This window comes from uncultured Methanobrevibacter sp. (assembly GCF_902770715.1).
Classification (GTDB): domain Archaea; phylum Methanobacteriota; class Methanobacteria; order Methanobacteriales; family Methanobacteriaceae; genus Methanocatella.
Window position 1 is genome coordinate 1 of the sequence record NZ_CACXTS010000076.1, and the last position, 3,158, is coordinate 3,158.

The following is a 3,158-nucleotide window of genomic DNA, read 5'->3' on the forward strand; positions in this document are numbered from 1 at the left end:
GTGGATTTAAGAACGGGAGTTTTAATTAACAAAAGCAACTTTGTTGTAAACGGTAATGGACATACGATTGACGGCAGTTCACAATCAAGAATATTCTTAATTAGAGGAAACAATATTACTTTAATGAATCTTAATATAGTCAATGGTAATGTTGTAGGTTATGGTGGGGCTGTATTCACATCAGGAAACACTACCATTATAAATACCACTTTTGAGGATAATTATGCGACCTGGGCAGGAGGAGCGATAACCGCTAACGGGAAAATAAACATCATGAATTCAACTTTTAACAATAACGGTGCTGTTAACGGAGCAGGGCTCTATGTGATGTCACAGGCAACAGTTATAAACTCTATTTTTGAAAATTCGAAAAATATCAGCTACTCAATGATATTTGCATACAGAGGGCCAAATTTGACTGTTGAAAATTCATCATTTATAAACTGCGAGTCAAAATATGCAACGGCAATATATTCCAGAATCAATACAACCATCAAAAAATCAACATTTAAAAACCTAAACGTGACGATAGAGTCATGTACCTTTGAAAACGTATCTTCTCTCAAGAATGGTGGAGCTGTATTTGTGGATTTAGGGGAAGAATTCAAAGATGATGAAGGAGACTCTTTTATTTTGAACTGCAGGTTCATCAATACTTCAGGTGATTTCGGCGGTGCACTAACATTATTGGGAGGAAATCATTACATTGCAAACAATAGCTTTGAAAAGTGCAGTTCACTATATGACGGCGAAGCGATATATCTTGCCCAAAGTGAAAATTCACGCATCATCGGAAATAACTTTACAGATTCAGGAATTGCTAATAACAGTGGTGTAGTATATCTATTTGAAAGCGAATTGACAATAGATAAGTCAAATTTCATAAACAACAGAAATTCTGCAGTTTATGCATATTCATGTAAGGACATTGGCATTGAAAATTCCAATTTCATAAACAACACTGTAGCGGTTTATGGAGTCTTTTCAGAATTTTCAATGGAAAACATAAGCTTTGTAAACAATAATGTATCCCTAAACAATACAAACTATGCAACAGTCATTGAAGAGGTTGGTGCTCAGATTAAAGTCATCAATAACAGTATTGATGTTGCAATTCTTCCGCAAAGATTTGACTTGCGTGACTGGGGTTGGGTAACACCAGTTAGAGATCAGGGTTACATGGGTGCATGTTGGGCTTTTGGAGATACTGGAGCTCTTGAATCTGCATTATTTAAAGCAACAGGAATTGGATATGATCTTTCAGAAAACAATATGCAGGACAGCATGTTGAAATATTCTAAATATGGTATTTCCAGTGCTGATGAAGGGGGAGGTGAAATGGAAGGCCTAAGTTATCTAATAAGTTGGTTTGGAGCAGTACCTGCAAAATATGATAGCTATGATGCATTGGGAAAAATTTCTCCTCTTATTTCAAGTGATGAAAATATTCATATTCAAAATGTGGTATTCGTAAATCCTCGTAAAAATTCCACAGACAATGATGGGGTAAAAAGGGCGATTCTAAAATATGGAGGAATAGCTTCATCATATTACGAAGACAGTGCCAATTATAATGAAAAAACCCACTCATATTATCAAGACAAATTTAATACAACGCTTCATGCTATGGTGATTGTTGGATGGGATGATAACTACCCTGCAAGCAACTTTAAGCAAACACCTCCTGGAAACGGTGCATTTATAATCAGAAACAGCTGGGGTACTGGCTGGGGAGAGAATGGATACTTCTATATTTCATATTATGATACAAGTATTATGAAAGCTACAGGAGTAACATTCCTGATTGAAGAAAATGAAAACTATACCAAAAACTATCAGACAGACCTTGGAGGAGATTTATCATTCTTTAAAAATAATGAAAGCATTATCAGATATCAAAATAACTACCAATCCCTTGGAAATGAATTGATACGTGCAGTTGGAACATACTTCTATAGGGATGACAGCAACTATGCCCTTGAAATATATGTAAATGGGCAATTAAAATACCGGCAAAACGGAACGAAACCATACGATGGTTACCATACGATGAAACTGGCATCTGAAATTCCAATCAGGGAAGGGGATAATGTTTCTTTAGTAATGATGAAAAAGACAATGCCTTATATAAAAGATAGCATGCAACATTATATGGAAAATACTTCATTTGCAACATATGATGGAAAAACATATGATCTAATGAAAATGAAAAGAACTGCAGTTCTTAAAATGTATACTGTGGATTTGGGAATATATAGTGAAGACCTGGTTAAAATATACAAGAATGACTCTCAATTTGAAGTAAATGTTGGTGATGCAAACCAGACTATAGTCTTTGAAATCAACGGCAACAATTATACTCGCGTCAGTGATGAAAATGGAACTGCTCGCATAAACATTAACCTAATGCCTGGAGATTATGTGATTAGGACAACATTCAACGGAATGACTGTTGAAAACACAGTCAAAGTATTGTCGACATTAATAGCAGATAATTTGGTTAAATACTTCAGAAACGAATCACAGTTTTATATCTCATTGATTGACGGTGCAGGCAAAGCCGTTCCTAACGTTAACATCACAATGAACATAAATGGGGTGTTCTACAATAGAACAACCAATGAAAATGGATCTGCAAGATTAAATATTAATTTAAATCCTGGAGAGTACATATTGACAGCTATTGACCCATTGACAGGCCTTCAAATGTCATACAACATCACTGTTTTGCCTGTGCTGAGTGCAGATGATTTAAACATGACCTACTTGGACGGATCCCAGTTTGAGGCAACCCTGGTTGACGGTAAAGGCAATGTATTAGAAGGCGTTAACATCACATTCAACATCAACGGGGTATTCTATAACAGAACAACAGATGAGAATGGAACTGCCAGGTTAAACATCAGACTGATGGCCGGTGAGTATATCATTACTTCACAGTATGAAAACGCTGTAATTTCCAATAAAATTACCATTACCGCAAAAGAGGATTAACCATATCCTCACTTTATTTTTTTTGAATAAATATATAATGAGTCAACGATAAATTATATAATAGTTAAATATGGGAGATGAATATATTGAAAAAACTAAAAATTGTTTTAATAATGTTGATACTATTACTATCCCTCAGTGCAGTTTCCGCTTCAGGGAACTTT

Annotated in this window: 1 protein-coding gene; it reads left to right on the forward strand. The window is 35.2% G+C overall.

Annotated elements, in window-relative coordinates; all coding sequences use genetic code 11:
- Positions 1-2,994: C1 family peptidase (locus tag QZU81_RS10775; RefSeq protein ID WP_295591771.1), on the forward strand; the 2,994-nt coding region annotated here is incomplete at its 5' end.
- Between the last annotated feature and the right edge of the window lie 164 nt (positions 2,995-3,158).